General features: G+C 69.5%; 1 protein-coding gene. It reads right to left on the bottom strand.

The annotated features are described in order from the left end of the window. Nucleotides 1-7,848 (bottom strand): non-ribosomal peptide synthetase (locus D7X55_RS31370; protein ID WP_121724987.1); only part of this gene is annotated, 7,848 nt, incomplete at both ends.

The following is a 7,848-nucleotide window of genomic DNA, read 5'->3' as shown; positions in this document are numbered from 1 at the left end:
TGGTGGGAGTGGGGGAGGCGTCGAAAGCGCAGGCAGTGGCGTCGACGGTGCACTCGGTGGGGCCGTAGACGTTGAAGACGCGCGGACGCGGGGCCTGGGCCAGGTGGCGCCAGGTGGCCGGGTCCACGGCCTCACCACCCACGAGGACGCGGCGGGGGATGGACTGGCGCTCCAGCAGGCCTTCATCCACCAGCAAGCGCAGGTGCGCGGGCGAGCAGTCGAGGACTTCCAACGCATCCTGGCCGATGCGGTTGACGAGTTCGGCCACGTCGGCGCGGGCTTCGTCGGGGACGATGCAAAGCGTGTGGCCGTCGAGCACCTGGATGAGCTGCTTGACGGAGGCGTCGAAGGAGAGCGGCGCATTGACGCTGACGCGCTCTCCCGGCTGGGCATCCGCGTGCACGGTGGCGGCGAGGGCGACACGCAGGTTCAGCACGGAGCGGTGCTGAATCATCACGCCCTTGGGACGGCCGGTGCTGCCCGAGGTGTAGATGATGTACGCCAGGTGCTCTGGAGTGACGGACGTCACCGGAGCGTCCTGGGACTCAAGACGAAGCTCCGCGGTGTCGGAGTCCAGGCAGAGGGTGTGCGCGGAGTGCGGAGGCAGTGAGTCGCGCAGTCGCTGCTGGGTGAGCACCACCGGAGCACTGGTGTCCTGAAGGACGTGGGCCAGCCACTCACGTGGATAGCTGGGGTCGATGGGGACGTAGGCGCCACCGGCCTTGAGGGCACCGAGGATACCCACGAGGGCTTCGACGGAGCGCTCCACGCAGAGCACCACGCGTACGTCAGGGCCTACGCCCAGCTTCACCAGCCGGTGAGCAAGCTGATTGGCGCGAACCTCCAGCTCACGGAAGGTGAGGCGTTCATCGCGGCAGATGACGGCGAGGGCGTCAGGCGTGCGCAGGGCCTGGGCGCTGAAGGCCTCATGGAGGCAGAGGTCGCGCGGGAACTCCGCGCCAGGCCCATTCCAATCCACGAGCAACTGCTGCCGCTCCGGAGCGGTGAGCAGCGGCAGGCTTGCGAGTATCGCCTCCGGCTTCGCGGCGATGGCCTCCAGCAACACGCCCAGATGCCCAGCCATGCGCTGGACCGTCGAGGCATCGAAGAGGTCCGTCGCGTACGTCAGCACGCCAATGAAGCCCTGCGGCGAGTCGCTGAGGGTGAGCGTGATGTCGAACTTCGATGCACGGGTGTCCACCGGGACGCTCTGGAAGGACAGCCCGGACACTCGAAGCGTTTCGGTGGGCGTGTTCTGCAGGGAGAACATCGCCTGAAAGAGCGCGCTGCGGCTCAGGTCTCGCGAGGGCTGGAGGACCTCCACCAGCTTCTCGAAGGGCAGGTGCTGGTGCTCGTAGGCCGCGAGCGTCGTGCGGCGCACCTGGGCCAGGAGCTCCCGGAAGGTCTCTTGCGGCTGGACGTGGGCGCGCAGGACCAGGGTGTTGACGAAGAATCCGATGAGGCCTTCGGTCTCCGCCTGCGTGCGTCCCGCGATGGGCGTGCCCACGCTGATGTCGTCCTGCGTGGAGTAGCGCGACAGCAACAGCTGCCAGGCCGCGAGCAGCAACATGAACGGCGTCGCGCCTTCCGCCTGGGCCAGGGACTTGAGCGCCTGCGAGACCTCCGGAGAGACGCGCACGTCCACCGTCGCGCCCCGGCGTGACTGCACCGGCGGGCGCGGCCGGTCCGTGGGCAGGTCCAGCGCGGACGGAGCCCCCGCCAGCTGCTGCTTCCAGTAGCCGAGCTGTGCCTCCAGGGCCTCGCCCTGGAGCCATCCGCGCTGCCACAGGGAGAAGTCCGCGTACTGCACGGGCAGCGGCGGGAGCGAAGGCGTCTGGCCGGTGCTGAAGGCTTCGTAGAAGGCAGCCACCTCCCGGACGAGCACGCCCATGGACCAGCCGTCGGAGACGATGTGGTGCATCGTCACCAGCAGCAGGTGAGAGTCCTGTCCCAGCCGCACCAGCGTGCTGCGCAGCAGCGGGCCCGTGGCCAGCTGGAAGGGGCGCCGGGCCTCCGTGGCCGCCGCGCGCTGTGCCTCCTCCTCCCGCTGGGCTTCAGGGAGCGAGGTCAGATCGATGAGGGCCAGCTCCCAGCCAGAGGGCTCCTGGATGCACTGCGACGGGTCCTCTTGATCCGAGGAGAGCGTGGTGCGCAGCGATTCGTGGCGCTCCACCAGCGCTTCGAACGCGCGGCGCAGCGACTCCATGTCCACCGGGCCCGTCAACCGCAGGGCCGTGGGGATGTTGTACGAGATGTCTCCCGGCTGGAGCTGATCCAGCAGCCAGAGGCGCTGCTGGGCGAAGGACAGCGGAATCACGTCTCCGCGCGGCAGGGCACGCAAGGGCGGGGCCTGGAGTCCGGTGGCCCGGGCCGCTTCAATCCTCGGCGCGAGTCCTTCGACGGTGGGCGCTTCGAAGAGGGCCCGCAGCGGCAGCTCCACGCGGAAGGTGGTGCGCACGCGCGAGACGAGCTGGGTGGCCAGCAGCGAGTGGCCTCCCATGGCGAAGAAGTCGTCGTGGAGGCCCATGCGCTCCACGCGAAGGACCTCGGCGAAGAGCGCGGCGAGCTGCTTCTCTGTGCCGGTGCGCGGGGCGACGTAGACGGAGCTCCGGGGCGTGTTCCCCGGCTCCGGCAGGGCCTTGCGGTCCACCTTGCCGTTGGCGTTGAGCGGCAGCGCGTCCAGCACCATGAAGGCAGACGGCACCATGTACTCGGGCAGCCGCTGCTTGAGGCCTGCCCGGAGGTCATCCGGCGTCAGCTCGTGGCCCGCGCGTGCCGTGACGTAACCGATGAGGCGCTTGTCCGCGCCGGCGCCCCGGGCCACGACGATCGCCTCGTTGACGCCCGCGGCGGCGCGCAGGGCGGTCTCGATTTCACCCAGCTCGATGCGGAAGCCGCGCATCTTCACCTGGAAGTCGGCGCGGCCGAGGAAGTCGAGCGTTCCGTCCTCCCGCCAGCGCGCCAGGTCGCCCGTGCGGTAGAGCCGTTCGCCCTGAGTTGCGGCGAAGGGATGGGGGATGAAGCGCTCCGCCGTGAGCTCCGGACGATTCAGGTAGCCCCACGCCAGGCCGGGGCCTCCGACGTACACCTCGCCCGCGATGCCCACGGGCACCGGGTTCAGGCGCGCGTCGAGCACGTAGGCCGTGGAGTTGGAGAGCGGACGGCCAATGGGGATGGCGCCCTCCACGCGCGAGCCGTGCTCCATGGCGAAGCCCGTCGAGAGGGTGGTGTTCTCCGTGGGGCCGTAGACGTCGTGGAAGGTGGCGCCCTCCGGAATCCGGGCGAGGTGCTCCCGCACGCGATCCGCGGGCAGCACGTCACCACCGGAGAGAATCTGGCGCACGCCCGCGAGCACCTCGCCCTGGTGCAGGGCCATCTGCTCGAAGAGCGCGGTCGTCAGGAACAGCGACGTCACGCGGTGGTGGCGCAGCTGTTCGGCCAGCTCCTCCAGCGACAGGGAGTGCGGCGGAGCCAGGATGAGCTTCGAGCCATTCAGCAGCGCGCCCCAGATTTCGAGCGTGGAGGCGTCGAAGGCGATCGGCGCGACATGGAGCCAGACCTCGTCGGCCCCGAAGCGCATGAAGGTGCTGCCGAGCACCAGACGGGTGATGCCCCGGTGGGGCACGCAGACGCCCTTGGGGCGGCCCGTGGAGCCTGACGTGAACATCACGTAGGCCATGGCCTCGCCGTCCACGCGGACGTCCGGAGCGTGGGTGGGCAGCGAGGCGATGATGTCACGCTGCGCATCCAGCCAGACGCGCGTGCCGGTGGCCGGCAGCAGTGAAGCGAAGGGCTGGTGGGTGACGATGAAGTGGACGTCCGCGTCCTCCAGCAGCGACGCGATGCGGTCCACCGGAGCGTTGCGGTCCACGGGGACGTAGGTGGCGCCCACCTTGAGGATGGCGAGGGTCGCCGCCACCAGCTCGAAGGACCGCTCGACGGCGAGGCCGACGCGCGCACCCGGGACGATGCCCAGGCCGCGCAGGTGCCAGGCCAGCTGGTTCGCTCTCGCGTCCAGCTGCCCGTACGTCAGCGAATCCCCTCCGAGGACGAGGGCGATGGCGTCCGGCGCGCGCTCGGCCTGCCGGGCGAAGTGGACGTGGACCGGGACGTCCGTGGGGCTTTCGACAGCCGTGTCGTTCCACTCCACGAGGATGCGCTGGCGCTCCTCGCTGGAAAGCAGGGACAGCTCCGCCACGGGCTGGTCGGGCTGCGTGGCCACGGACTCCAGCAGCGTGCCCAGATGGCGGACCATCCGCTCCACGGTGCCGTGCTTGAACAGGGCGGTGCTGTACTCCAGCGAACCCACGAAGCCCTGGGGCGAGTCCTGCATCGTCAGGTTGAGGTCGAACTTGGCGGAGCGGCCCTCGGTCGTTACCTGCTGGAAGGCGAGGCCCCGCACCCGCAGGTCGCTGGTGGGCGCGTTCTGCAGGGCGAACATCACCTGGAACAGGGGGCTGCGGCTCGGGTCCCGCACGGGCTGGAGGACCTCCACCAGCTTCTCGAAGGGCAGGTGCTGGTGTTCGTAGGCCGCGAGCGTCGTGCCCCGCACCTTCGCGAGCAACTGGCGGAACGAGTCCTCCGGCGTCACGCGCGTGCGGAGGACGAGCGTGTTGACGAAGAAGCCGATAAGGCCTTCGGTCTCCTCCTGCGTGCGGCCCGCGATGGGTGAACCCACGCTGACGTCGTCCTGCGCGGAGTAGCGCGACAGCAACACCTGGAACGCCGCGAGCAGCACCATGAAGGGCGTGGCGCCTTCACGCTGCGCCAGTGCCTTGAGCACTTCGGATGTCGCCTGGGGAATCCGGACGGAGACGGCCGCACCCGCGTGGGACTGGATGGCCGGGCGGGCGAAGTCGGTCGGCAGCTCCAGCGCGGAAGCGGCACCCGCGAGCTGCTGCTTCCAGTAGCCCAGCTGCGCGTCCAGCGTTTCGCCCTGGAGCCACTGGCGCTGCCGCTCCGCGAAGTCCGCGTACTGCACGGGCAGCGGAGGCAGCGTGGGCGTCTGACCGGAGCTGAAGGCCTCGTAGAAGGTGATCAGCTCCCGGACGAGGACGCCCATGGACCAGCCGTCGGAGACGATGTGGTGCATCGTCACGAGCAGGAAGTGGTCCTCCTCGCCCAGCCGCACCAGGGTCGTGCGCAGGAGCGGGCCCTGCTCCAGGTGGAAGGGCAGGTTCGCTTCCTTCAGGAGCCGGCGCTGGGCATCGGCTTCACGCAGCGCTTCCGGCAGCGCGCTCAGGTCCACGCGCGACAACGTCCACGCATCCGGCGCCTGGATGTGCTGTGTGGCCTGTCCTTCGTGCTCATGGAAGGTGGTGCGCAGGGACTCGTGGCGAGCGACCAGTGCTTCGAAGGCGCGGCGCAACGACTCCACGTCCACGGGGCCCTTCAGCCGGAGCGCCGTGGGGATGTTGTACGACGCGTCCCCCGGCGTGAGCTGATCCAGGAACCAAAGGCGCTGCTGGGCGAAGGAGAGCGGAATGGTGCCCCTGCGGGACGACTTCCGGAGCGCGGGAGCCCCCTGGACCGTCGTGGGCCGCGCGTCCGCGAGCTTCAGCGAGAGGGCGGCCACGGTCGGCGCATCGAAGAGGGCCCGCAGCGGCAGCTCCAACCCCAGCGTGGCCCGCACGCGCGAGACGAGCTGGGTGGCCAGAAGGGAGTGTCCCCCCAACGCGAAGAAGTCGTCGTGGAGGCCCACGCGCTCCACCCGGAGGACCTCGGCGAAGAGCGCGGCCAGCTGCTTCTCGGTGTCGGTGCGCGGGGCGACGAAGGCGGCGGTGCGCGCGGTCTCGTCCGGCTGGGGCAGGGCCTTGCGGTCCACCTTGCCGTTGGCGTTGAGGGGCAGCACGTCCAGCACCATGAGCGAGGCGGGCACCATGTACTCGGGTAGCCGCTGCTTGAGGCTCGCCTTGAGGGTGTCCGCGTCCAGCGAGTGGCCCGTGCGAGCGGTGACGTATCCGATGAGGCGCTTGTCCGAGTCCGCGCCCCGGGCCACCACGACGGCTTCGTTGACACCGGAGACAGCGCGCAGCGCGGCTTCGATTTCACCCAGCTCAATGCGGAAGCCGCGCACCTTCACCTGGAAGTCGACGCGGCCCAGGAAGTCGAGCGTTCCGTCCGCCTTCCAGCGCGCCTTGTCACCGGTGCGGTAGAGGCGGTCTCCCGTAGTGGAGGCGAAGGGGTGCGGGACGAAGCGTTCCGCGGTCAGGTCGGGGCGGTTGAGGTAGCCCCAGGCAAGGCCCTGGCCTCCAACGTACACCTCGCCCGCGACGCCCACGGGCACCGGGTGCAGGTGCGCGTCGAGTACGTAGACCGTGGAGTTGGTAAGCGGCCGGCCGATGGACACCGTGCCGTTGACCACCGTGTCGCGGTGCAGGGTGTACGTCGTGGAGAAGGTGGTGTTCTCCGTGGGGCCGTAGCCGTTGAGGAACGTGGAGCCTTCCGGCAGGCGAGCAAGGTGCTCACGCACGCGGGAGGCGGGCAGCACGTCACCACCAGCGAGGACCTGGCGGACACCCGCGAGCGCTTCGCCCTGATGCAGGGCCATCTGCTCGAAGAGGGCGGCCGTGAGCCAGAGTGACGTCACGCGGTGGTGACGCAGTTGTTCGGCCAGTTCCTCCAGTGAGAGCGAGTGCGGCGGCGCGAGGACGAGCTTCGCGCCATGCAGCAGCGCGCCCCAGATTTCGAGGGTGGACGCGTCGAAGGCAACAGGGGCCGCCTGGAGCCAGACTTCGTCCGCGCCGAAGCGCATGAAGGCGCTGCCGAGCACCAGGCGGGTGATGCCTCGGTGGGGCACGCAGACGCCCTTGGGGCGGCCCGTGGAGCCCGAGGTGAACATGACGTAGGCCAGTGCTTCACCGTCCACGTGGATGTCCGGCGCATGCGTGGGCCGCGCAGCAATCTCAGCGGACTGCGCATCCAGCCAGACGCGGGTGCCGGAAGCAGGCAGCAGGGACGCGAAGGATTGGTGCGTGAGCGTCACGCTGACGTCCGCGTCCTCCAGGAGTGCGGCGATACGCTCCACGGGGGCATTGCGGTCCATGGGGACGAAAGCCGCGCCCACCTTGAGGATGGCGAGCAAGGCCGTCACCAACTCGAAGGAGCGCTCGACGGCGAGGCCCACGCGTGCACCTGGGACGATGCCCAGGCCACGCAGATGGTGAGCCAGTTGATTCGCGCGTGCGTCCAGCTGCGCATACGTCAGTGTTGCTTCGCCCAGTACCAGTGCGACTGCATCAGGCGTGCGCTGGGTCTGCCGGGCGAAGTGGACGTGGACGGGGATGTCCGTGGGGCTGACAGCCGCCGTGTCATTCCACTCCACCAGGATGCGCTGCTGCTCCTCACTGGAGAGCAGGGACAGCTCCGCCACGGGCTGCTCGGGCTTTGCGGCCACGGCCTCCAACAGCGTGCGCAGGTGGCCCGCCATCCGCTCGATGGTGCTCCGCTCGAAGAGGGCGGTGCTGTACTCCATCCATCCGGTGAAGCCCTGCGGTGAGTCCTGCAACGTCAGGGTGAGGTCGAACTTGGCGGAGTGGCCCTCGGCGACAGCCGGCCGGAAGGTGAGGCCCGGCACTCGCAGCGCCTCTCCAGGTGCGTTCTGCAGGACGAACATCACCTGGAAGAGAGGGCTGCGGCTCGTGTCCCGCACGGGCTGGAGTGCTTCCACCAGCTTCTCGAAGGGCACGTGCTGGTGCTCGTAGGCCGCGAGCGTCGAGCCACGTACCCGGGCAAGCAGCTGGCGGAAGGAGTCCTCTGGCGTCACGCGCGCACGTAGCACGAGCGTATTGACGAAGAAGCCGATGAGGCCTTCGGTCTCCGCCTGGGTACGGCCGGCGATGGGCGAGC

This window comes from Corallococcus sp. AB049A (assembly GCF_003668885.1).
Classification (GTDB): domain Bacteria; phylum Myxococcota; class Myxococcia; order Myxococcales; family Myxococcaceae; genus Corallococcus; species Corallococcus interemptor.
This window is presented reverse-complemented; position numbering and strand designations above follow the sequence as displayed.